The following is a 24363-nucleotide window of genomic DNA, read 5'->3' on the forward strand; positions in this document are numbered from 1 at the left end:
AGAAAAATAGGAGTATGAAATCGTGATAGCGACATCAGCGCCGAAAGTTGAAACGCGCTACATTACCAAAAGACAGTTTACGCTGCTGGCCCTTATGGCTCGCTGGCCCTTACTGGTAATCCTGGCCTTCCAGATGATCATCTCGGTTACGACATTGCGTAATACTGCTTTCCAGGATGAGGCGTTGTACCTCTATGCGGGTCAGCAGATCTTTAACCATTGGCTTGGGGGTCCACCGGTACTGGATCCCTATGCCATCTACTTTTCGGGCTATCCCTACTTCTACCCGGTGATTGCTGGTATCCTTGATAAGCTTGGTGGGGTAGAACTGGCGCGCTGGTTTAGCTTGCTATGTATGATGGGGGTTACGGCCTGCGTCTACTCGGTGACCCAAAAGGTGTTCAGCCGCAATGCCGCCATTTTCGCGGCCGCACTCTATGTGAGCCTGGCATCAGTCCTGTTTATGGGTCGGCTGGCGACCTATGATGCGTTGTGTCTGTTACTACTGGGCATTGCGACCATCCTGGCATACCAGACGAGCCTTGCCCGTAAATCCTGGTGGCTGGCTGTCTGGATCGGGCCACTGCTGCTTATGGCCGTGACAGCCAAATATGCGGCCTTGCTGCTGGCGCTGCCGGTACTGGGTATCCTGATTGTACTTAGCCTGGAGAAACAGGGCTGGTGGCGCACGCTGCTGCGCGTAGCCATCGTGATCGTGACTATCGCAATCCTGGGAGTTATGGCCTATAAGCTGATGGATAAAGATGTCCTGAAAGGCTTAAGTCTGACCACAACCAACCGCGTAGCCATTGTGCAGCGCTCTCCTCTGGAGCTACTGATCCATGTCTTGCAACTGGGCGGTATAGCTTATGCGCTTGGTATTGTGGGCCTCTATCTGATGTTTAGAGAAAAGCGTTCCCGCTGGTTAGCCCTGGTCCTCTTTGGCGCTTCGTTACTGGTTCCTGCCTATCATATGTACAAACAGGAGTATGTCTCGCTGGATAAGCACCTGGCCTTTAGTCTGTTCTATGTTATGCCTCTGGTAGGCTATACCCTATCTAAAGTTTCAGGCTATACACAGCAGCGCTTCTCGCTTGGACGCAACTGGCTGGCGGGTCTGGCCATCGTACTGCTGGTCTTCACGATCGGAACACAGCAGGCACAGACAATCTATGCTGGTTGGGCTGATACAACGAATCTGAGCTATCAACTCCATACACAGTTGCGCGCCGGTAGCGGTCGCTATCTCTCTGAAGATATTGAGGTGGCACGCTATTACGCGGAGGATGTCAGCGATTCCTGGCAATGGAACGGCGTCAACTTCCTCTACTATACTGATCCGCATAACAAGCAATTTAGTGGCAATGATGCTTTTACCAGAGCCATCGATGATGGCTACTTTGATGTGGTTGAGCTCAGCTTTAACTATCAACCTTATCAGGCCCGTTCCATCGCTCAGCAAATGGCGGCCACGAAAAACTATGATCTTGTGGGCAAAGTAAAGTTCCAGAATTCCTTTGGTATCGGCTACTACTATCTCTGGCACAAGGCGACGCCAGGCAAGGGCAACTTTACCAGCCTTAAGCAGGTTCGGCTCCCCTAAAGCGAACATTAGAGGGCGCATACTTCTTTGATAGCGTGTAGAGAAAAGAGTACGCATTTGTGCACTATTTCTCCTCTACACACTATCAATATTTTAAAGTCTATAGCTGCGTAGAACTATCTAAGTCTTGATCTCTGCGCTGCCAGATCAGGTAGCCTATTCCTTCTCTACCAGAGGCCAGCAGGGGCGCTGAACGCAGTATTAGTCGCTCACTATCAACCAATTCTATAAAGCGCTTCTGCGCCTGACCAATCCAGTTGGGAAATAAACTGACCGCGACATGGTGGGTGACTTCGTTACCTTGCAGCTCATAGGGACCTCCATAAGAGATATAAGAGCGGGCCGCCCTGGCCTGTTCTTCCATACTTCCAGTCAGGATGTCATTCGTTGTAAAGTGCTCTCGATTATGAGCGCTAATGACGGCCGACATATATCCATCAGCGGCATACACCAGGTGTCCATCAGGCTCAATCCCCCATGGATAGCTCACATCACCATTACTATAGCGTATTTCAACTGCCACCAGGATCCATGTACCAAATAACATAGTTGGATCCACTACTTGCTTCATACCACTCTCCCCTTTTCTTGCTGCTGGATACTTGTCGGCAACCAACGTGCCCACTCTTATTGAGACGTATCCCCACGTAACGGCTGGTCTTGTCCTCAAGTCTTTCAACGTTGCGATGTTTCGTACCCAATCATGATTATGGTTGGGTGCGTTGACGTAGAGCGAGGAGACGGCAACCCGCAAGGGGATTGCCCTACAATAGTCATTTCCAGGTTCCTTTATCATAGATTTACGGCATAGATATTTCATTCCATCCGGAAGCCATGAAACAAGAAAAACGAGAGATGTAGGGCAATTCCCTTGCGGGTTGCCGTCTCCTCGCCACACGGTTCTGTTGCTTCAACATGATTCTGTCCAGGCAACAAATCCTACATGAGATGTCTTGGGCGCAAGACCTGCCGTTACGTTGGGAAGCATGTCACTGTTCGCCGACATCTTGATCAGGATGCGCCAGATGAAGACTATTCACGCATCCAACTATAGCATTGTAAACCATTATCACACCCAAAAACTATCTTTTTATGGTTTCATAATTTTCTTTACACATTTTTAATCTTTGAAAACTAAGCATGTATTAATCCTGTTTTTACTATTCATTTTATTGCATGCCACACATCACCTGAAAAGCCCACAACTTTTTCCAGGGCTGGCACGTGTAAGGCGTATATAACAAATAATGCTATCAATAAAATCATGAAAATAAAGTGGGATCGTACAATTTCAACTATTCGTCAATCGTAGCATGTGACCTTTGATTGCCTTATTTGTATCAAACAATTTCGCTGAGACGTGTACGATGAAAGCAGAGGAAGTTGTGCGATAGAAAGGTAGAGTAGAAATGAGCGCGATACGTACTGATAAAGATAAAACATATTTAGCTGGCGGCAGGCCTGGATTAAGGCTAATGGGAGATACCGTGGAGTCCGCCGATGCCCTGAAGAAGGCGTCACGCCTGGGTATTGTGGCTGGCTTGCGCTCAATGACTCCTTTGGCCGCGTTAGCCTGGACCAGTGAGAGTACGCCACCAGTGTTGCGCAATGTGACCGCATTTCTGGCGGTCGGGGAAATTATTGGGGATAAATTACCGCTTACGCCGAGCCGCATCAAGTCGGGCCCGTTTATGGGTCGAATCGCGCTAGGTGCGCTCTCAGGTGCCTTACTGTGTAAACGTCTACAGCAGCCCCTCCTCCCTGGCGCTATACGTGGCGGACTGGGAGCCGTTATCGGCACACTGGCTGGCGCGACCTATCGTAGTATTGTCCCTGAAGCTACAGGATTACCAGATTTCATTTGTGCGCTCGCGGAAGATGGCGTAGCCGTCTCCCTGGCCTTCGCCGCTGCTACGCCTGATACTCAGGAATAGCAGCCGGCAATTATTTGCACGAGTTTCACTCGCCATAATCTTTTTCTATGCGCCGTCCGGGAGCCGTCAAATTGTGCAATGACAGGGAATGTTCTAACCTATACAGGTTGCTTCTCTGTCTCTCTCAAGGTTCCTAGACGGCGCATTTCGGGCCATAACAGGGCGACGCAGATAACAACCAGTACAGTTCCCACTCCACCTCCTACGACGGAAAGCAAGGGACTAAATAACTGGGCGGTTAAACCAGATTCAAAGCCGCCCAGTTCGTTTGAGGCTCCAATAAAGAGTGAGTTGACCGCTGAAACACGACCACGCATCTCATTAGGGGTGCGCGTCAGTAAGAGCGAGCTACGAATCACGACACTGACATCGTCCAACCCACCCAACAAGAACAGCATGGCCAGTGAGAGCCAGAAAGAATGCGAGAGCCCAAAGATAATGGTAGCAATACCAAAGCCCGCGACCGCAATCAACAGGGTGGGACCCGCATGTTTAAATGGCGGTCGATGGGTTAAGATCAATACGACACAGAGCGCCCCAATCGATGGAGCCGCCCGTAGCCAGCCCAGACCGGTTGGCCCAACATGCAGAATATCCTTCGCAAAGATTGGCAGTAGCGTGGTGGCTCCACCCAGAAGGACCGCAAACAGGTCTAGCGTAATCGCCGCTAACAATACTGGCGTGCGCCGCAAGAAATGTACACCTTCAAAGACTGACTTCCAACTGGCCTTCTCTGCCAGGGCTTTTTTCGAGACCGGCTGATAGCGTGCCTGAATAAAGAACAGCAGGATCACAAAAATAAAGATGGCCAGCGTATTCAAGGCATAGACGAGGGTCGCGCTATGAAAAAAAGCGACCAGCATGCCGCCCAGACCAGGTCCCATGACGGATGCCATTTGCCAGGAGCTACTATTCCAGGTCGCTGAGTTTTCAAAGGCCTCTTCAGGAATAGTCTGGGCGGCCAGCGCGGAACTAGCTGGACTCAGAAAGGCGCTGGCGGTACCAATCACGAATAGACAGACATAAATAAAAGCGATCGAACCATGAAGCACGGATAGGATCGTCAGGGCGAGCGAAGCCAGCACCATTACGATCTGCGAAATTAAGACGATGCCTTTACGGTTAAAGCGATCGGCAATCTGCCCGGCAGGCAGCGACAATAAGATAACGGGAATAATTAAGACGAGCCCAACGCCTCCCAATGCCAGTGCTGAATTGGTGCGCTCATAGAGTTCCCACCCTAAGGCCACCTCAAGCATCCGCTCACCCATCGATACAATAAACGAACCGATCAATAATAAACGGAAATCACTATAGCGCATGGCCTGATATGGATCATGGGCACGCCTGGAACTATGAACCTGGACTGGTGGTGAAGCTTCAGTAAGTGCAGAATCCGGTTGCTGATCATCCTTGTCGACAAGACTCACGTGTATACCTCTTAACTAGTTCACTCAAATGTGGAATTTTGGCTGTGGAGATTACTCTATTAGCAACTATACCATAAATCGTATTACATTATTTAAGAATATAAGAAAACAATGTGTCTTTCTATACTATTACGTCACGCCAGGCCAAAAGCCTTAACTGCCCATTGACAATCAAGCAGATTTGAAAAATATCCCCATTACTATAGGATAAACACAACTTTTTTTGGATGAGTTGTGTTACAATACTCATGCATGGAATCATTCTCGATCATATATGTTGGTCATTCCTCCAGACATGGTTTTTGACGCCCGATTCCTGACTTGTTTTCTCATTTCAATACTTATTTTGTATTTTCCAGTCTGGAATGCTGGATGGGTTGTTCCTTTACCATTTTGATGCCACCTTGCTTGCTCAAAAGATCACATGGATATACACGGCGACTATCCTTGTTACTCTATTTAAACTATATGCAATTAAGGACGGCGCATTATTTTACGCAGCGGGAGGGCCTGGCTCTCCCGGGATTGTTATTTTTGAGGGTTTACGATGTATAATATCGGTCAATCGTCTCTCCTCCAGCTTTTACAGGGGTATCGGCATAATGGACGCTTGCGCGCCCAGTTGCCGGCTGGTATCTTTGGCTTACAAGGTGGCTACGTCTTTATCGATATGGTTCAAGGTAGCGCTGTTGCTTGCAATCTGGTCAATGCGTATGGTCAACTGGTCCTCTCGGGACAGGAGGCGATGAGTCTGGTTTCAAATATGGGCGTGCTGAATTGGGTTGTGGTCCAGGAATATATACAAACAAGTCCACGCCTGCCTGCGATTCGGCAAAATACGTCTGGCTATCTCCCTGCTATCTCTCGATCCTATATTGGCCAGGGTTCGAATCCTCATCCAGCTTCAAATTTTGTGCCTCAAAGATTAGTCAACATCAATTCTGAAATTCTGAAGCGTTTCCCGCGCCATATGAAGCGTGTCCTGGTGCTGGTGGATGGTGTACGGACGGTCGGTAAAATTGCGGCTATTCTTTATCCTCATGAGGATCATATCCGTGAGATCCTGATCATCCTACGCGAACTTGAAGATTTGAGTGTTTTAACGATTAAACGCTCTTAATATTCCCTGTCCAGTACGGGCAATTGAATTGCTTCAATCGCCCGCTGAATCCTCTCTTCACTACTCTGTAATTGTCAGTCTCAAATTCCCCATGCTATCTATCCGTTTGACCGGAAATCCATGTGTGTTTTCCAGATTTTTGAAATCTGGTCATATAACATATTGCAATTCTTTGTTCTATTTGTTATATTTTATATAGAACAAATGACTGAAAGGTGTATGCCATGTTCTTGATGATTGAGATTGATAGCGATAAGCCCATCTATATGCAGATACGTGACCAGGTCATTGAAGGCATTGCCAGTGGACAGCTTCCGGCTGGAACCAGCCTGCCATCGATCAGGCAACTGGCGGCCGACTTTGGCATTAATCTCCATACCGTCAATAAGGCTTATGATCTATTGGAGCGCGAGGGATTTATTCAGCTGAGGCGCAAAACTGGCGCTGTCGTGCAGGTTTCGGGGACATTGTCTGATACCTGGAATGAACGCTTACAGGCGCTCATGGCTGAAGCCTATGCAAAAGATGTTTCTTCCGCTGAAATTTTACAACATTGTCAATTAATTCTGGGAGAGTTTGCTGCACAGCATAAACTTTCCAACAATTCATAGGATTGGAGCGACTGATGAATGCTACCTATATACTTTTGAGTATGGCATCATTACTGTTGATAATCTTTGCCTGGTTCTGGACCTCGCTGATGGCCCGGACGCTCCCTTTTGGGGTGCGTATCCCTCCCGATCGTGTCAATGAGCCGGTCATTCAGCATGCGAAGCGCGATTACCATGCTGGCCTGCTGGTCATTTTGCTGCTGGTCGCAGCCATCGGCTGGTTTTTTAGCCGCTATAGCTCTCTGCTTTTTGTCAATATCGCCGGACTCTTCGGCACGATGCTCTTGATCTACTTGAACTTTTATAGTGCCCGCCGCCGTATTAGCCAGGCCAAACAGCGCGGCAATTGGTATAGCGGCCTGCGCCAGGTAGTGATGGCTGATATCAGCACCAACCAGACCCCATATCATATTCCCTTTCTCTGGTACGTACCTGCGCTAGCCATCATTGTCGCCATGGTTGTCATCGCCCTGGTACGTTATCCAGTCCTGCCGGCTCAGATTCCTACCCACTTCGGGGCCGATGGACAGCCCAATCAGTGGACCGACAAATTGGTGGCGCTATGGACGTTACCGTTGCCTGCGATCTTTACGACCGCGCTATTGCTAGGACTGGCCCGCTATATACCCACCGCGCGTCAGCAGGTGGACCCTGCCAATCCTGAAGCTGATGTCGCCTACCAGCATGAGTTACGCCATCGCACCAGCCAGATCCTGCTTGTGCTGGCCACCGTCACCAATCTGGTCTTTCTAGCTGTCTCGCTGCTCATCTTTGGCGCCATCCCTGAAAGTAACGCCAACGCCGTCTTGATCGGGATAGTCACCATTCTCTTACTGGTCATTATCGGCACCTTGGTCTACCTGACTCGCACAATCATCCAGAGAAATCAACACCAGTACCAGGCACAAAACAATCCCAAATTTGTCGCCCGGGACGACGACCGCTATTGGATCGGCGGCATGTTCTACTACAACCCCGATGATCCTGCCCTCTGGATCGATAAACGTATCGGTATCGGCTGGACCGTCAATATGGCCAATCCATGGGGCAAAACCTTTATTATCGCCATCATAGCCATCATCCTGGCAATCGTTAGCATCACCCTGTTTGTACGCTAACCCTAAAAATCCAGGCATACCCTCACCTCGCCATCCAAAAATACACTGGCAATCTGAGGGTATGCATCATCACTAGCCTATTTATGCTATCCACATAGACCCAATTTTATATCTATAAAACCCATTCCCAGGCAAACTTAAGACATTTAAGAACTTAGACACTAGAGACATTGGCAAAAATGTCTTAAGCTGTTGGTTAAATCTAGTTTTTAGCTCGCAACTTAAGACATTTAAGAACTTAGACACTAGAGACATGTGCAGAAATGTCTTAACATTGCAAAAATATGGTATGAAAGCGTTTCATTTTCTTTTTATGGGAAATTTATCTTTCTTCTATTTTAATTAATTTATTAATAATATATATAATAATATATTTATATATATAAATATATTATTATAACATACATACGTAAGTGTAACCTGAAATGAAGAATGTAAATGTCCAAGACAGTCCACTCCATTCTTGCACAGCCTGATTCACTGAAATAACAGATTTCCTAAATGAACTAAAGACATTTTTGCCAATGTCTCTAGTGTCTAAGTTCTTAAATGTCTTAAGTTGCCGGGCTTAAACACCTTTTTGCGCCATAACTTAAGACATTTTTGCCAATGTCTCTAGTGTCTAAGTTCTTAAATGTCTTAAGTTGCCAGGCTCAAACACCTTTTTGCGCCATAACTTAAGACATTTCTGCACATGTCTCTGGTGTCTAAGTTCTTAAATGTCTTAAGTTGTCGAACTCAGTCAGCTTTTTTCCAACAAATCAGGCATGGGCGCCCGATATCTCGACGTGAGATAAGCTCTCCGTCTCCTGAGGGAGAACCATCCATGCACGAAAGCAGGTGATGGTCATGGAGACGCACTCAATAGGAGCTGCTCATGATCGGGAACCTTGAAGGACGGTGAGCCGTAAGATATGTTGTCTTTTGCATCTATAAACTATTATTGCTCATTTATTTCATCTAATAATCATTTTGCATTTTACATACGTTCAGATATTCTGTACCTGCTACTATTTTCAATAGCTATAGAATTCTTATGATAATATATTTTATGTTTAGGCATACAATGCCTTTATTTGCGCTTGTAAGGAACGTAGGGAGACTTTGGAGTGAAGAGAGCATGACAGGAGGTATATATTGCCAAAAGTCTCAGAAATCGATTGTAGCGCCTTTTAGCACCTATAGTGAAATTCATAAGCAGACAACAGAATACAAATGATAATTTTCCGGGAAAATGTTCATTGATAGGTTTAATAGCTGTACAGGAAAAATATGGCTAAGCAGAGGCACCATGGCTATGGTTCTATACATTCTCACTTTTTCAGGCTCTTGGTACGAATTTCAATCCCGTGCTATAATACTACAGGCACTGCTTTTGGCATCTGGCTAACCCACCACCGCAGCATGTCGCCCCGCCTAATCATACTTCTGTGACGTATTGTGTACTTCTAGCTATTCACGCTGAGCATGATTGGTGGGTGATCCGGTGGATAGATAGAAAGTTGTCAACTAAAATACGATATTCCGCTATGATTGCACACGGTTGCTTTTAATATACAAAACATTCATAATTCTGGTGAGATAAATGGATATAGCTTTTACTGATAATGCGCGTAGTACGAATAATTCAGGGTCCCATCTTTACGACCGAGACCACTTTGTAAGGACGTTTCGGCTGGCTACGGAGCGCGCCAACCAGTTAGGACGCCAGATTCTTGTGAGTATTACACTCCCCATTGCCCTGCATGATCCTCAATGGCTTTTTACGCTTTTTCAACAGCTTGATCTTGGGGATCGTTTTTTTTGGTCGCGCTCGGTCGATGCACGAGCATTGGTAGGAGTAGGGCAAGCGGCGGCAATTGAGACGACGGGACCTGAGCGTGTATCGAGCGCGGCAACTGCGTGGCGTGAACTCCGGCGCGATGCGATCATTGAGAAGATTTCAACAGACTTGCCCGCCTATACGTCTGGTCCGGTGCTGTTGGGTGGCTTTACTTTTGATACCCTGACACCCCGTACTGATCTCTGGCAAAATTTTCCGGATGGTTTGTTGATCTTGCCTTATCTGCTCTTTCATTCGGATGAGGATAAGGCCGGCCTGACGATTAATGCTCTGGTCGATGCGACGGATGCTTATGAGCAGCGGGCCAATGCGGTGATTGAGACGTTACAGCGGTTGTCACATGCATTGCAGAGCACCTCCGCGCCGTCAACTGAAAAGCCTGCGCCAACAAATGAAGAGTTTATCACCCATAATCTGTTGCCCGCTGAACAGTGGAAAAATCAGGTGGCACAGGCCGTGGAGAAGATTCGGGCGGGCGAGTTTGAGAAGGTGGTCCTGGCTCGTGCTGTACAGGTTGAGCAGGCCAACCCGTTTGATGTAGATGCTACGCTCCAACGCTTGAGCCAGTCTTATCCAGGCGCCTATGTGTTTGCTATCCAACGCGGATCGCGCTATTTTATGGGTGCAACACCTGAACGCCTGGTATGTAGCGAGGATGGACAAATTCAAACGATGGCTCTGGCCGGCTCGGCTCCTCGTGGCACAACTGCAGAGGAAGATGAACATCTTGGGAACGAGTTGCTACACAGTGAGAAAAATCAAGGTGAGCATCAGTTTGTGGTCACGACCATTCGCGATGCGCTATCCACTCTCTGTTCCCGCGTCTGGGTGGCGGATGCTCCACACTTGCTGAAACTCAAGAATATTCAGCATCTGGAAACTCCCATCATGGGCGATCTTTTACCCGGACACAGTATTCTGGAGGCGATTGAAGATCTGCATCCTACTCCAGCGGTCGGCGGCTATCCACGCTTACCTGCTCTGGCTGCGATTGGCGCGGATGAGCATCTGGATCGTGGCTGGTATGCGGGGCCGGTGGGTTGGATTGGCACGGGCGGTAATGGAGAATTCGCGGTGGCGCTACGCTCTGGCCTGGTTGAAGGTCGGCAGGCGACGCTGTTCGCTGGCTGCGGCATCGTGGCGGATTCAAATCCAGAAAGTGAATATCAGGAGTCCTGCCTGAAGTTGCAGGTGATGCTGCGTGGTCTCGGTGGAGAGAAGTGAGAAGGTCTTATGGTAGATGTGAATGATGCACAGTACGGGGCGCAGGCTGAAAATCCTACGTATGCATATGTGTATGCTTTTATCGATGAATTGCAACGGGCGGATGTACGCAATGTGGTGATCTGCCCTGGCTCGCGCTCAACCCCGCTGGCGCTGGCGATTGTGGCCCATCCAAAGCTCAAGGCCTGGATGCATGTAGATGAGCGCTCGGCAGCTTTTTTCGCGCTTGGCCTGGCCAAACAATTGGGTCGCCCGGTTGCCCTGGTGTGTACCTCGGGTACGGCGGCGGCTAATTTCCTGCCTGCAGTGGCAGAAGCTCATCTAACCCATGTACCGCTACTGGTGTTGACGGCTGATCGCCCCCATGAATTGCGCGAGAACGGTGCCCCCCAGGCCATTGATCAGAATCGCTTATATGGCACACACGCCAAATGGTTTGTTGAAGTCGCGCTCCCTGAAGCGACAAATGAAGCGTTGCGCTACATCCGCACGTTAGCCAATCGCGTGGCCTCACTGGCCAGTGCCGTGCCTGCTGGTCCGGTTCACCTGAACTTTCCTTTTCGCGAACCGCTCACGCCTGCCGCGCTGGCCAATCAGCCCCTCCTCCCTCCCGAGCAACGCGACCCGCTTGCCTGGCAGGGACGGCCCGCCAATCAACCCTATGTGAGTGTGATAGATGCCCCGTTGGGAACATTGCCAGCGGCGGCGCTCCAGCAGATCGCCACACAGCTACAAGACCACAAACATGGCTTAATTGTGGTTGGACCCCTGGCTAACCCCGCGCTGACCGAGCCACTCTTACAACTCGCACAAACGCTGGGCTATCCTATTCTGGCGGATCCGCTCTCACAGTTGCGTGGTGGTCCACACGATCAAAGTCTGATTCTCAGTAGCTACGATGCCTTTTTGCGCCTGGACACGTTTACGGACCAGCATGTGCCTGAATTGGTACTGCGCTTCGGTCCAATGCCGGTCGCCAAGCCATTCCTGCTCTACATGAAGCGCTACGCGCATTGTCCACAGATCGTGATTGATGCGCAAAATGATTGGCATGAGCCCACCCAGCTCGCCTCTCAAATGCTCCATACTGATCCGGTCGCTTTCTGTGAGCAGCTCAGTAGCTTGCTTTCCCAGACCTATACACGCGATGAGCAGTGGCTTGCACAGTGGCAGCGGGCAGAGCGCCTGACACGCCAGGCCTTGCATACGACGATCCAGGATTTTCCAGAGCTATTTGAGGGACGCGTCTTTACCGAGCTGGCCGAGCTGTTACCAGCGGGATCAACCTTGTTCGCGGGCAACAGTATGCCGATACGCGATATGGATACCTTTTTCTGGGGTGCTCCCCATAGCATAGAGACAGTCGGGAACCGTGGAGCGAACGGCATCGATGGTGTGATCTCCAGCGCGCTGGGAGTGAGCGCGGGCAAGCATGCACGCACCCCAACGGTTCTGGTCATCGGCGATCTTTCGTTTTTCCATGACCTCAATGGTTTGCTGGCGGCGCGCCTGCATCAATTGGATCTGGTGGTCATCTTGATTAATAATGATGGTGGCGGCATCTTCTCTTTCTTGCCGCAGGCCGCCTATCCGGAGCACTTTGAGCAGGTCTTTGGCACCCCAACCGGACTTGAGTTTGAGCCGGTCATACGCATGTATGGCGGCAGCTATCAACGACCTGCCGACTGGACAACTTTTCGGCGGGTGTTTCAACAGGATATTCAAACGAGCGGACTCCACGTTATTGAACTACGCACTGAGCGCACAAGTAATGTGACTATGCATCGCCAGTTATGGCAGGTGGTAGGGAGTGCACTCCGTAACCAGGAGGACTAAATCGATAATGGGAATGCAACCCCTCAACTATAAAGATGTCGAAATTGGCACAATTGCTATTAATGGGGTACAAATGGGTGTGGTGGAACTTGGTAAGCCAACCGCCGCTACCGCTAAGCTCAGGCCCACACTGGTATTTATCCATGGCTTTACCGGCAATGCGACCAGTTGGGGGGCGCTACTGGAACATCTGGCGGGCCAGGATATGCATGTCATTTCACTAGAGATGCTCGGTCATGGTCGCTCGTCCGCTCCTGAGGATCCCACGCGCTATTCCATGGAGCATTGTCAGCAAGATATCCTGGCCGCGTTACAGGCGCTCCATATCGCCCCTGGCGCAGCTATCCTGCTTGGCTACTCCATGGGTGGGCGCATTGCCCTCTATACGGCTCTCTCAGGCTATTTCAGGGCGCTTGTACTTGAAAGTGCATCACCAGGACTGGCCATTGCCGAAGAGCGCGAACAGCGTCAGCGTAGCGATGAAGCGCTGGCAACCTGCATTGAGGATTATGGTCTTGAAGCCTTTGTCAGTTATTGGGAAAGTCGTCCGCTCTTTGCCAGCCAGGAAAAGTTGTCCATCGCGCAACGCGCCAAACTACGCGAGCAGCGCCTGCACAACACACCCCGTGGCCTGGCCAACAGCCTACGTGGCGTCGGCACCGGCATACAGCCAGCGCTCCATCAACGCCTGAACGAAATCACCGTCCCAGTCCTGCTCATCACAGGCCAGGACGACCCAAAGTTCTGCGCCATCGCCCGTGAAATGGCCACCCAATTACCACAGGCACAACACCAGATTGTTCCCAATGCCGGCCATACCGTCCATTTCGAACAACCAGAAGCTTTCGAAACACTGGTTCGAAACTTCACAAATTCTGTGCAATAATAAAGTAAGATAGTTAGGGGCTGCCGCCCATTGAGCGCGTCACCCAACGTAGCGGCAGGGCTTGCCCCTGCTCCAGTGCACGTACGACACGTCCCTGAGACACGTGGTCATCATGAGGCGAGCATGGCCAAACATGTCAGCCTCGGGCTTGTACCTGGTCGTATGTGCACTGGGGCAGCCGCAAGGGCTGCCGCTACGCTGGGTGACGTGCGGTTGCCGGCAGCTCGACCAGGGTGCCTGGTCGTACGTGAACTGGAGCAGGGGCAAGCCCTGCCGTTACGTTGGGTGACGTGCCACTGTTCGCCAGCATCTCGACCGCCGCCGCAGGCGGCGAGTCACAGAGAGAGAAAAAAAAACTATCTGTCATATGTTCCACAACATATAAAGAATAAAAGGAGACTCACATGTCAGTTGAATGGCAAAAAGTACGCGACTACCAGGACATTATTTTTGAAAAAGCCGACGGCATGGGCAAAATCACCATCAACCGCCCAGAGGTACGCAACGCCTTCCGCCCACAAACACTCGACGAACTCATCGAAGCCTTCACCCTCTGCCGTGAAGATCCCGAGATCGGTGTCGTCATCTTCACCGGTCAGGGCGATAAAGCATTCTGTTCCGGTGGAGACCAGCGCGTCCGTGGCGATGGTGGCTACGTCGGCAACGATGGTGTGCCACGCTTAAACGCCCTTGAGTTGCAGAAAGTCATCAAATACCTTCCCAAACCAGTTATCGCCATGGTCGCCGGCTACGCCATCGGTGGTGGCCACGTCCTGCATATGCTCTGCGACCTGACCGTGGCCGCTGACAATGCCCGCTTCGGCCAGACAGGCCCACGCGTCGGTAGCTTTGACGCTGGCTGGGGCGCAACCTACATGGCCCGTATCGTTGGTCACAAGAAGGCTCGTGAGATCTGGTACCTCTGCCGTCAGTATGACGCCCAGGAAGCCCTGGACATGGGACTGGTCAACACCGTGGTTCCTCTGGCCAGACTGGAAGAAGAGACGATCCAGTGGGCCCAGGAGATTCTGGAGAAGAGCCCTGTTGCGCTACGCTTCCTGAAATCAGCCTTCAATGCTGATACAGACGGCCTGGCCGGTATCCAGGAACTGGCTGGTAACGCCACCATGCTCTACTACATGACCGAAGAGGGCCGTGAAGGCAAGAATGCTTTCCTTGAGAAACGCAAACCTGACTTCTCAAAATTCCCTCGCCTGCCATAGGCATTCATTAGCATATCCCTTAAAAGGCTCCGGCGACTTAGCGTGCGCGGGAGCCTTTCTCCTTTTCTCAAGATATGTACGTGTCTGAATACAAAAGCAGATCTGTTTGAAAAGTCTGGAGCATGAACGTTGAGTACTAATCGCCAGGATTCAATAGAGAGATCACCTATCCCGCTTGTGCGCGATCTGGACTGGCATCCTTATCGGATTCCTTTGCCTGCCAGCTTTACCAGTGCCCATGAAGAACTGGCTACACGTCAGGGTTTTATCCTTACACTACAGACCAGCACCGGCATTATCGGCTTCGGGGAGTGTGCGCCCCTGCCAAAGTTTAGTGGTGGCACCATCGAAGATGCCCAGACAAGTTTTCCGCTGATCACTCCACTCATCCAGGGACGCTCTCTCGCCTCGGCTCTTGAGCTGATCTACCAGCATGGCGCAACTCTGCCTACAAGCGTTATCTGCGCCCTGGAGACCGCGCTCCTGGATGCCCTGGGACAACACTATCAATGCTCACTGGCAACCTTGCTGGCACTGCCATCTCTAACGGAAGCTCCCACGCCTGCCCTCTTGCAATCTGCTCAGGCCCGTCTACGCGAGCGGGTAGCGACAAATACGGTGGTCGGATCACAGAGCATCGCATCCACGGTAACGCTGGCCCTGCAAGCTATTACCAATGGTTACAGCTGCATCAAGCTAAAGGTAGGACAGGACATTGAGCAGGCGCAAGCACTGGTGATGGCGGTCCGTTGCACGCTTGGTCCAGAGCCGCATCTACGCCTGGATGCGAACGAGGCCTGGGATTTCGAGCAGGCCAGAACGATGTTGACAGCCTGTGAGCCATACGCTATCCAATATGTTGAACAGCCATTGCACCGTACCGATCTGGCAGGCATGGCCGCGCTGCGACACGTTACCAGCATTCCCATCGCGGCCGATGAAGTACTTTCCGATCTGACCAGTGCCCGGCGGGTTCTGGAGGCGCAGGCGGCGGATATCTTGGTAATCAAGCCACAGCTCGCTGGTGGCTTATGCAGTAGCCGTGAGATCATCCGGGCCGCGACAGCCGCAGGCCTCCAGTGTGTGATTACCAGCACCATCGAAAGCGGCATCGGCCTTGCCAGCTCACTGCACCTGGCCGCAGCCTCACCCGAAATCCAACTGGAATGTGGTCTCGCCACCCTACCCATGCTAGCCGATGACCTGATCCAGGAAACCCTACCCATCCAACAAGGCTTCCTGACAGTCCCAACCGCACCTGGCCTCGGCGTCCATCTCGATAGGGTAGCCCAGTAGCGGCAGGGCTTGTCCCTGCGCCAGTTCACGTATGAGCAGGCACACGCCCGAGGTTGACATGTTTGGCCATGTTCGCCTCACGACGACCACGTGTCTCAGGGACGTGTCGTACGTGAACTGGCGCAGGGACAAGCCCTGCCGCTACTCTGGGAGAGATACCCAATTATTATCATATGATGACATTATCACTCATTATTGGAGACAATTTATGAATATACCAGGATCTCAGCTACCAAATTGGTTACAGCGTAGTGCTGAAAATACTCCACAAAAGATCGCGGTAAGTACACCGGAGATCGAGTGGTCTTTTGCTGAACTGAATCAGCAGGCGATCCAACTGGCCCGCCAATTAGCGGCGTTAGGAGTCAGGCAGAATAGCCGGGTGGCTCTGCTGGCCAGTAATGGCCTGCCCTTTGTTGTCTGTGTACACGCACTGATGCGCCTGGGGGCGATCCTGGTTCCTTTGAATGTGCGCCTGACGCTTGAGGAGCAGGTCTGGCTGTTGCGCGATGTGGATGCTCTGGCTCTCGTCAGTGATCAGCAGTATCATACACGGGCCAGCGAACTCAAGCAGGCCTTCCCAGCTCTACTTGAGGCTAGACTGCTACTCGATCTCGCTGATCGTCAGGTCACATTACAAAATATTGCACCAGATCTGCACACACCACTCTTAGATGAAATCGATCTAGAGGCGATCCAGGCGATTATGTATACATCTGGCACCACAGGAACTCCAAAGGGCGTGCTTATCACCTATAAGATGCAGTGGTGGAATGCGCTGGGATCTTCTTTAAATCTGGGACATCATCCCGAGAGCGATTGCTGGCTGCTCTGTATGCCATTGTTCCATATTGGGGGCCTCTCGATTCTGCTCAAGAATGTGATCTATGGGATCCGCATTATAGTGTATGAGAAGTTTGATGCCCGTAGCATAAATCAAGCCATTCAAGCTCAAGGCGTCTCGATTATCTCAGTAGTAGCTGTGATGCTTCAACGTATGCTGGCAGACCTGGATGACCGGCAGCAACACTATCCAACCACGTTACGCTGTGTCCTGCTCGGTGGAGGTCCCGCGCCACGGCCGCTCCTTGAAGAGTGCGCGCGCCGCCATGTGCCTGTCGTGCAAACCTATGGCCTGACCGAATCTTGCTCGCAAGCGGTAACCCTGGCTCCAGGTGATGCCTTACGTAAGCTGGGCTCGGCCGGTCGCCCCTTGCTCCCCGTACAGCTACACATCATGGACGAAGAGAAGGTCGCCCAACCCCATCAGCCCGGCATCATCTGCCTCAAGGGTCCAAGCATTACCACAGGCTATGATCATCGGCCAGAGGCTACGGCCGCGACCATCACCGATGGCTGGCTGGCGACCGGAGACATCGGCTATGTGGATGAAGAGGGCTATCTCTATGTCCTCGACCGGCGCAACGACCTGATCATCTCAGGCGGTGAAAATGTCTATCCAGCGGAGATTGAAGCCATCCTGCTGGCACATCCAGAGGTTGAAGAGGCGGGAGTCTGTGGGCAAGCCGATCCTCAATGGGGACAGGTGCCGATCGCCTTTGTCCATCTCAAAGCTGGCAGTTCACTCTCTTCCGACATGTTACTAGCTTATGCTACCCCAAAACTTGCACGCTACAAACTACCACGAGCTATACATATAGTTGACCAGCTTCCACGCAATTCAGCGGGGAAATTACTCAGACGCGAACTCCCAAACTATCTCATTGCTAAGATGCCGAAAAAACACTGAAAAAAGTGTTGACAGGATAGATGTGGTATGTTATTATCATTCTGCAAGCGACGGTTTCATGAGTTATCAGCCAGCGTTGAAAACAATGGATCCGTTTCGAGAACGCACTAAGGAGAGGTCGCATAGTGGCCTAGTGCGGCGGTTTGCTAAACCGCTGAAGGGGTAACCCTTCCGAGAGTTCGAATCTCTCCCTCTCCGCCCGGTTCTAGGGGAGTAGCTCAATGGTAGAGTCCACGTCTCCAAAACGTGTTGTTGCAGGTTCGAGTCCTGTCTCCCCTGTCATAAAAGTCTCTGAGTAATATCAGAGGCTTTTTTTCGTTCCTTTCATCTCACAGAACCTTTTTAAATAGCGTGTGTCATACAAATTTTTGCAACGACATCCATACCATCGTGGACATGATCATGATCGGGAACGTTCACGTGGAGCGAAGGGACGGCCCACGTGAACGTCCCTGTTTACGATCATAATCACTGTCTCCTCGCCCCACGTGAACTTCCCTCATCATGATCATGTTAAAGATGACCTATCGTGATGGGAGATGTATGAGGGGATGGGTCCATGGTTGCTCTTGCAAAAAAGTGAATGACCCACCTTTAACTATGCCAGCGATCCTGCCCCGACGCATAGAACTATGCTCCGGGACAGGATCGCTCTTGTTAATACTACTGCTAATTCGTGTTGTCCGCATAATAAACCTATTGCGCGGGCGGCACGGTAAAATTAAAAGTGATGGGCTCGGGACTGCTACTACCAAGGTCGCTGGCGGCAATCTGTAATGTCCATGTTCCCTGCCGATCAAAGAGCGGATTGGTATAATTGCTGACCCAGCCGATCGGCGTACCATATTTATCTCCGGTTGGGGTCCATGTCCCTCCACCTCCCAAAGAGGCCAGATCTTTTGAATTTTCGCCATCTACAGATAAACGCATATCTTCAGGTTGAGCGAGACCATTACGGGCAATTATCGTACTCTTAATATAAACCCTGGTAAGACTCGGTGTCACAATGACATGATCAAGTGTGACAGGTGTTCCACCGACATTTATAGTCTGATTGAGTGTCGCTACACGCTTCTCAGGATGAAATGGCAGTGTCAACTGCACCGTTCCTGCATCTTCCCTCACTACAGGTGGTTTTACTGCAGTTTTGCTAAGGTGAGCTGTTATCTGTAGCTCCTTAGTACCTGCAGGTATCTTGCTGGCGTCGAAAGAACCTAAACCATACCATTGATTTGTTCTAAGATCAGGGCCGCCCCCGGTTCCTCCAAATAGAACTATTCCCCCCTGGATAGTCAGGCGATCAATCCCTATTATCATATTTTCTTTGTCATTAATAGTAGATACAGTTGTCAGCAGCACACGCTGTGAGTCTGCATAGCCTCTTTGTATGGTAAAGCGGGTTTTGCCCACCATGGTCGAGATATTAAGCTGCTTTTCCTGACCTGCCGAGCACAGATATTGCTCGCCTGGATCAGCTGAAGAAGAACATGCGGCCTCATCAATGGCAGCGGTCGGCGTAGGACTCGGCTTTGTGTCTGGCCTGACTGTCGCGGTTGGCGTCATAGTTCCTGCGGTTGGAATACCGACAACCAGGTGACTTCTAGTATTGAATAATAATGCGGCGCTACTGATTACCGCAATAACGACCAGGGTTGCCACAAGGATACTTAAGGTGCGTACCAGGCGGCTCCGTCCTCTTTGCACTGGCTTTTCATCCATGCTATTTTCCTTCTGACGTTGTTGATAAAACTTCTCGAAAGAGTGAATATTTGTCTGGTCTGGCGCTTGCCGTAAACGCGCCTCCAGGCGTCCCTGGACACGTGATAGCGATGCTTGGTTCTCTTGTCTATATGAGCGATAGCCATGCTGTATGTCTTCGCGTAATCTGGCATCAACGGCCTCAAAGGAGTCAGTAGAGCTGTCCGGTTGTTGATTTGTCATGTCCGAGAAAGTATTATTTTCGTTGTCAGCCATTACTTGCTCCTCCCTGTTGGCTTGCCACTATAGGCGCCGCGTAATATATTTAAAGCTCGATGCGCAATCATGCGTACTGCGTTCTCGCTTTTAGAGACTATTTGAGCGATCTCACCATAGCTGAGTTCATGGCCATAGCGCAGCTGCACAACTTCGCGCTGCGTCTCTGGTAACTCGTTGATCAGCTTGTGAAGCTGAGCATATTCCTCACGGCGCAAGGCCACCTGCTCTGGCTCACGGTCATCTCGCTCATAGATCATTTCCTCGACATCCACCAATGGAATACTCGCTCTACGGCTGTAGCGACGATAGTGGTCAGCGACCTTATTACGCGTCACCGACCAGATAAAAGCGCGTACAAGCTGCTCATCTTGATGGAGCGCGGCGCCTTTCTCCACCACCGCCAGAAATATCTCTAGCAGCAGATCCTCTGCATCCTCCCGCAAGCTAACCTGACGCAACAGATAGGCCAGCACGGCAGGCGCATAGCGCTCATATAAATCCATCGGCTCTGGTACCCGGGCTGATGATTGGTGATACATTCATTAACTCCACAGTTTGAGATCTCACCAATATATTCGCACCCACCCACGCTTTGTAACAGCATTTCACCACCACCCACAAAAGTCACACCATGTACATTAGTAGCGGCAGGGCTTGTCCCTGCTCCAGTTCACGTAAGAAAGGTACCTTAGACACGTGATCGTGTTGAGGCGAGCATGGCCAGACACGTCTAGCCTCGGTTTTGTGCCTGGTCGTACGTGCAACAGGAGTAGGGACAAACCCTGCCGCTACTAATGTACATGGCATGAATACAAGGAGAAATGATAGGGGAGGAGAGAAAGAGGACCAGGGCAGCCTGGGAAATATCGGCCATCTCAAACCGTTGGGGCCAGGCCACCTGTTATCAGTATAACATGGGTTGTACATCTTTTCTCGCCTTTTTAGCACTTCGCAATCAAGACCTTTTACTCCCACGTACCAAATTTCTGGTACCTCAAATAATCTTTATAGAATCTTAATAGCCATTTTCACCACAAATTTCTCATTCATACACCGTAAATGTCGGCTCCAAATGCCTGTGGATGCGCTCCTGATGCGGCCCTACTCTATGGCCGTCAACTTTGTCCTATGGCGTAGTACTTTTTTGGTAGGGGTTGAGGGCAATAATGATGATTTACGAAAAATCTTATACCTTAGATCTTGTTGATGATATTGTTCCGGTATAAGACAAACACGAGCGAAGCGCTCGACAGGTAGAAGAAATGCGTATAAATGTCTTCTACCGAAAAAATTAGTCTATGCTCCTACAGGATCGTCAACATCGGAACGGTAGATAGGAAGATTGGACAAGCACACATTCCGACTACCTGCCCGATTCACAAGCGCGGTGGGATGGGATCCACCCTGACATTGACCCAGCCTTTGGTCGAGCGCGCCTTCTAGAGGTTAGAGCATATGCCACTTGTGACAACTCTATTACTGTAGTTCAACATTTATAAGTTCTAAAAAATGTAGTAAGCCCCAGACATGCAGGCATGACGGTAAAGAGCGACCGTACAGAAGCGGCCCTGCACTCCCGGGCACAGGAAAGGGATCATCATGCGTAAACAATATCTTCGTTGGATCTTACCTATTCTCGCACTTCTCATTATGGCTACCGTCCTCGTACTAGGACCTGCCATCTTCAGCCACGCAGCTGGCGTGAAAACAGTATCACCAACCACGACTCCGATCACAACACCAACAACCACACCATCAAAAAAGGTTTCCCCAAACTACTTCTGGTTCGATTAAAACACAAAAATGGCACGAAGAATTAAATTCTTCGTGCCATTTTTGTGTTTTAACCACCTATTGTTTTTAACCATTTTCTTACTTCATTAGCATTGTTATCGCCCATAACTTCCAACATGGCCAGACTTTCCTTACCAAGTATAATAGCCCGATCTACATCTTTATTAAGTGCCGCCACTTGAGCCAAACCATAATTAGCCATGGCTATTAAATCCTGGCTTGCTTTGGGAGCATTATTAAGCACCTCGCGAAAATCTTTTTCAGCTGACTCTATCTCTAATTGTTGCAAATGCAGCTTTCCATATTCATTCATTGTTCTAGCAATAATCAAAGGTCGCCCAAGTTGTCTTGCTAATATCAGCGTTTCTTCCAGATATTTTTCTGCCAGTATATGATCTTTTTCAATAATAGCAATTTCTGCTAAATTAAGCAGTGACATGCTTGTTCCTTCTGGATAATCCATCTGCCGACTGATCCGCAAAGCTTCTTCAAAAGAAGCTTTAGCTTGCTGATAATCTTTTCTACCAGCATATACTGCTCCTAAATTTAGTAGTAATATACAATTTTGCGCCCTATGTCCAATTTGTTGAGCTATCGTTAACCCTTCTTGTAAGTAAAGCTCTGACTGTATATATTCACCCATCATACCCGATAGTACTCCTAGATTACTAAGAATAATACAGGCTTGTTCTGGACTATCAATCTGTCTAGCTAAAGTTAAGCCTTCTTTCAAATAATCAATAGCTTTTTGGTAATTACCTTGACCAGTGACTACTGGACCCCAACTTTTTAACAAATTGCTCATTCTCTCAATGTCGCCAATTTGTTGCGCCAAAGTTAACCCTTCGGTTAGATACTCCTCAGCCTGTTCAAAATCTCCTTTCTTACGTCTTATATCTCCTAAATTACTTAGAAAAGCGCATATCTGCTCGTCATCCTTGATATCGCGCGCTATCTCCAAACCTTTCACAAGATATGTCTCTGCTTTTTGCGATTCGCCTCTTTTTTGAGCTGTCTCTCCAAGGTAAAGTAAAGCCTGGGCTTGACGGCTCTGGTCATTTTGCTCAACGGCGGCTTCATAGGCTTGTTCGAGATAGTGTTCAGCCTGCCGATAGAGGCCTCTCAGAAGTAGGAAGGGGGCGAACGCACAGACGCTTCTGACGAATTCGGGACCTTTGCCTATTTCGTTGGCGATTTCAAGGGCGGCTTCGATGGTGTCGCTTTCCTCTTCTAGCTGGTCGTAGTCTTTTTTGTGCTCTTCGATATAGTCGGCGATATAGTCAACCAGGCGTTCCTGGATGGCGCTGAGCTGGTCTTCTGGGATCTGGAGCAGGGCGTAGTCGGAGATGACCTGGTGGAGCTGGTAGCGTTCACCGTTGCTTTCAAGCATGCCGGCGTCGGAGAGGGCGTCGAGTTCGTCGGTGCTACAGGCGACGACGGCCATGGCGGCCTCTTCTGAGAAGGTGTTGGGCTTGGGCGGGAAGACGCAGAGCGCGTAGAAGGTGCGCCGGGTCTCTTCGTCGAGGAGCTGGTCGGTGACGGCGATGATGGATTGCATGGATAGCGCCTGCGCGTCGGGCAGGCTGGGATGGCTCTCAGCTGGAATGTGCGGCTCTTTGAGTTTGAGCCGGTTCTCGGCTTTGCTGAGTCGATCCAGCGCGGATGTGATGCGGCGCGCTGGACCGCTATAGGCCTGTTTGCGTAGATAGCTGCCAATCAGGGTGAGGGCCAGTGGCAGCCCTCCTACGGCGTGAACGAGGTCATGAACCTTTTGTTGTTCACGGTAGATGACTTGCGGGGCCAGCTGGTTGAGCAGGCGAATACTCTCGCTCTCCCCTAGCTCTTTGATCATGATGGCACTGTCCTGCGCCATATGCGCGGCGATATGGGGAAAGCGCGTGGTAAACAGGTGGGCGCAATGTACGCCGCCAACGCGAAAGGCCAGGGCCTCCTCTAGCTTCCAGGCATCATCAATCACGATCAACATGGTCCGCTCACCGATGGCGTTACGGATGGCTTTGGCGCGGTCCTCGTCGCTACTCATCCTGGTCATTTCAGCGAATGAGATGCCCAGCAGATTACCCCAACGACTAAAAATACCTGGCAGGTTTGGCTGCGGTCCCAGGCCGGCCCAGAGGATGCCATCTTTGAAGAATTCTCGCACCTCACTATCATGGGCCAGGGCCACCGAGAGCGCGGTCTTCCCTACACCCGGCAGGCCGTTCAGGGCCGTCAGGGAGCTATTCCCACTACCTTGTAGCCGCTGCTTGATCAAAACCATATCTTTTTCACGGCCAACCAGTTGGACGGCTGGTAGTAAGGGAATTGCAGGATCATAAATCGTCTGTGGCACCACTGGAACAGGGACGATGGGCACCGCTGCGGCCGCCTCAGTCGTCCGGCTGGCACGCTCGGATTTGGCTGGTAGCAGGTCCAGTTCGGCTTCGGTTTTATTGAAGAGCGCGCTGAGTTTACGCCGAAAATAAGGATTCGGTCTGGTAATCCCTCGTTCCCAGCGACTGACGTTGACATAGGTTGTGCCTATATCGTCTGCAACCTCCTGCTGTGAGAGGTTATAGCTGATGCGCGCTTCAGTTAAGCGTATACGCGGCTGATGGGGCGTCTCTAAAGCTGGCATCTGTTCACCATTCTTCCTAATCACGTAAAAATGATAAATATGATAAATGGTTTTGATAAATCTGTCATTAAAAGTATACC

Annotated in this window: 18 protein-coding genes and 2 tRNA genes; 14 read left to right on the top strand and 6 right to left on the bottom strand. The window is 50.4% G+C overall.

Annotated features, from left to right (window positions below):
• Positions 1–22 precede the first annotated feature (22 nt).
• The gene (locus EL633_RS05005; RefSeq protein ID WP_126626132.1) at positions 23–1603 is read left to right on the top strand and encodes an ArnT family glycosyltransferase; all 1581 of its coding nucleotides are present in this window, start codon (positions 23–25) and stop codon (positions 1601–1603) included.
• A 100-nt stretch (positions 1604–1703) separates the two neighbouring features.
• Here EL633_RS05005 and EL633_RS05010 read toward each other — a convergent pair whose 3' ends face one another.
• Positions 1704–2174 (bottom strand): lipocalin-like domain-containing protein, encoded by a 471-nt coding sequence (locus tag EL633_RS05010; protein WP_161981957.1) that lies wholly within the window; start codon positions 2172–2174, stop codon positions 1704–1706.
• An 838-nt stretch (positions 2175–3012) separates the two neighbouring features.
• On the opposite strand from EL633_RS05010, the gene EL633_RS05015 reads away from it, so the two are divergent.
• On the top strand, positions 3013–3537 hold the full coding sequence (locus EL633_RS05015; RefSeq protein WP_126626134.1) for a hypothetical protein: 525 nt from the start codon (positions 3013–3015) through the stop codon (positions 3535–3537).
• A gap of 98 nt (positions 3538–3635) precedes the next feature.
• Here the strand turns inward: EL633_RS05015 and EL633_RS05020 are convergent, their stop codons facing one another.
• Positions 3636–4967 (bottom strand): MFS transporter, encoded by a 1332-nt coding sequence (locus EL633_RS05020; RefSeq protein WP_246039083.1) that lies wholly within the window; start codon positions 4965–4967, stop codon positions 3636–3638.
• A 547-nt stretch (positions 4968–5514) separates the two neighbouring features.
• Between EL633_RS05020 and EL633_RS05025 the strand changes: the two genes are divergently transcribed.
• From EL633_RS05025 to menH, 6 genes are all read left to right on the top strand, one after another.
• The gene (locus EL633_RS05025) at positions 5515–6087 is read left to right on the top strand and encodes a hypothetical protein (RefSeq protein ID WP_126626135.1); all 573 of its coding nucleotides are present in this window, start codon (positions 5515–5517) and stop codon (positions 6085–6087) included.
• A gap of 224 nt (positions 6088–6311) precedes the next feature.
• On the top strand, positions 6312–6698 hold the full coding sequence (locus EL633_RS05030) for a GntR family transcriptional regulator (protein WP_126626136.1): 387 nt from the start codon (positions 6312–6314) through the stop codon (positions 6696–6698).
• Positions 6699–6712: 14 nt separating this feature from the next.
• Complete coding sequence (locus EL633_RS05035; protein WP_126626137.1) at positions 6713–7816, top strand: DUF1648 domain-containing protein; 1104 nt, start codon at positions 6713–6715, stop codon at positions 7814–7816.
• Positions 7817–9401: 1585 nt separating this feature from the next.
• Positions 9402–10883, top strand: coding sequence for an isochorismate synthase (locus tag EL633_RS05040; RefSeq protein WP_126626138.1), 1482 nt, complete (start codon positions 9402–9404; stop codon positions 10881–10883).
• A gap of 9 nt (positions 10884–10892) precedes the next feature.
• Positions 10893–12719 carry a 2-succinyl-5-enolpyruvyl-6-hydroxy-3-cyclohexene-1-carboxylic-acid synthase gene (gene menD / locus EL633_RS05045; RefSeq protein WP_126626139.1) on the top strand — a complete coding sequence of 609 codons (1827 nt, stop codon included), beginning with the start codon at positions 10893–10895 and terminating at the stop codon, positions 12717–12719.
• A 7-nt stretch (positions 12720–12726) separates the two neighbouring features.
• Positions 12727–13605 (top strand): 2-succinyl-6-hydroxy-2,4-cyclohexadiene-1-carboxylate synthase, encoded by an 879-nt coding sequence (menH, locus tag EL633_RS05050; RefSeq protein WP_218027419.1) that lies wholly within the window; start codon positions 12727–12729, stop codon positions 13603–13605.
• A gap of 193 nt (positions 13606–13798) precedes the next feature.
• Here the strand turns inward: menH and EL633_RS36485 are convergent, their stop codons facing one another.
• The gene (locus EL633_RS36485) at positions 13799–13972 is read right to left on the bottom strand and encodes a hypothetical protein (RefSeq protein WP_161981958.1); all 174 of its coding nucleotides are present in this window, start codon (positions 13970–13972) and stop codon (positions 13799–13801) included.
• 37 nt (positions 13973–14009) lie between these two features.
• Here EL633_RS36485 and menB point away from each other — a divergent pair, with 37 nt between their 5' ends.
• The 5 genes from menB (at position 14010) to EL633_RS05075 (ending at position 18153) form a co-directional block, all read left to right on the top strand.
• Complete coding sequence (menB, locus tag EL633_RS05055) at positions 14010–14828, top strand: 1,4-dihydroxy-2-naphthoyl-CoA synthase (RefSeq protein ID WP_126626140.1); 819 nt, start codon at positions 14010–14012, stop codon at positions 14826–14828.
• Between the two features lie 129 nt (positions 14829–14957).
• Positions 14958–16124 carry an o-succinylbenzoate synthase gene (gene menC / locus EL633_RS05060; protein WP_126626141.1) on the top strand — a complete coding sequence of 389 codons (1167 nt, stop codon included), beginning with the start codon at positions 14958–14960 and terminating at the stop codon, positions 16122–16124.
• Positions 16125–16332: 208 nt separating this feature from the next.
• Positions 16333–17874, top strand: a complete 1542-nt coding sequence (locus EL633_RS05065) for an o-succinylbenzoate--CoA ligase (RefSeq protein ID WP_126626142.1) — start codon at positions 16333–16335, stop codon at positions 17872–17874.
• 111 nt (positions 17875–17985) lie between these two features.
• Positions 17986–18072 (top strand) — tRNA-Ser (locus EL633_RS05070).
• 9 nt (positions 18073–18081) lie between these two features.
• Positions 18082–18153 (top strand) — tRNA-Trp (locus EL633_RS05075).
• Positions 18154–18570: 417 nt separating this feature from the next.
• Here the strand turns inward: EL633_RS05075 and EL633_RS05080 are convergent.
• On the bottom strand, positions 18571–19848 hold the full coding sequence (locus tag EL633_RS05080) for a hypothetical protein (RefSeq protein WP_126626143.1): 1278 nt from the start codon (positions 19846–19848) through the stop codon (positions 18571–18573).
• A complete protein-coding gene (locus EL633_RS05085) occupies positions 19848–20390 on the bottom strand; it encodes an RNA polymerase sigma factor (RefSeq protein WP_126626144.1) in 543 nt (180 codons plus the stop codon). The genes EL633_RS05080 and EL633_RS05085 overlap by 1 nt, the downstream gene beginning before the upstream one ends.
• Before the next feature lie 1060 nt (positions 20391–21450).
• Here EL633_RS05085 and EL633_RS05090 point away from each other — a divergent pair.
• Positions 21451–21645 (top strand): hypothetical protein, encoded by a 195-nt coding sequence (locus EL633_RS05090; RefSeq protein WP_126626145.1) that lies wholly within the window; start codon positions 21451–21453, stop codon positions 21643–21645.
• A gap of 49 nt (positions 21646–21694) precedes the next feature.
• On the opposite strand, the gene EL633_RS05095 is transcribed toward EL633_RS05090, so the two are convergent.
• A complete protein-coding gene (locus EL633_RS05095) occupies positions 21695–24283 on the bottom strand; it encodes a tetratricopeptide repeat protein (protein ID WP_161981959.1) in 2589 nt (862 codons plus the stop codon).
• Positions 24284–24363: the final 80 nt, after the last annotated feature.

The sequence above is a fragment of the Dictyobacter alpinus genome, from assembly GCF_003967575.1.
GTDB classification, from domain to species: domain Bacteria; phylum Chloroflexota; class Ktedonobacteria; order Ktedonobacterales; family Ktedonobacteraceae; genus Dictyobacter; species Dictyobacter alpinus.